At 59.3% G+C, this 440-nt stretch carries 1 protein-coding gene; it reads right to left on the minus strand.

Annotated elements, in window-relative coordinates; all coding sequences use genetic code 11:
* Nucleotides 1-256: 256 nt before the first annotated feature.
* The coding region (locus RAD16_RS41365) for a hypothetical protein (protein WP_458163729.1) at nt 257-440 on the minus strand (184 nt) is incomplete at its 5' end.

Consider the following 440-nt stretch of genomic DNA (forward strand, 5'->3'; position numbering starts at 1 on the left):
CACAAGCGCCGCTTTTACCCTATTTGCGACGTCGAGGGCGGCTTGAGAGGCACGGCGATACTGCTTTACGGCCAGTGATCATCGTGCGAATCTGGTGTACGGAGAGATGATGCCCCAGCCTAAACGCCAAACTCAACCCGCGCGGGAATGGATCACGGGCCTAGTGGTTGTGGCTGCGACAATCATAGGGCTGTTCGGCTTCGCCCGCCTTTCCTACGCGGTGACAATGGTGGTGTCGGTCGCGATCCTCGTGGGCCTAATTGCCTTCTTTTGGGTTGCCGGCGTCAAGGTCCGGAGAACGGGCCACCGGCCGCGGCGATAGTACCCTCACAATCTTTCTCGAGTCGGGCACGTACTCCCATATTTGCCCGTTAAGCCTTTCGCGCCACTCAACCTCGACCGTCATCGTCACGCCCTCCTGGAGCGTTATCGGAATGGTC

The organism is Bradyrhizobium sp. 18BD (assembly GCF_054185225.1).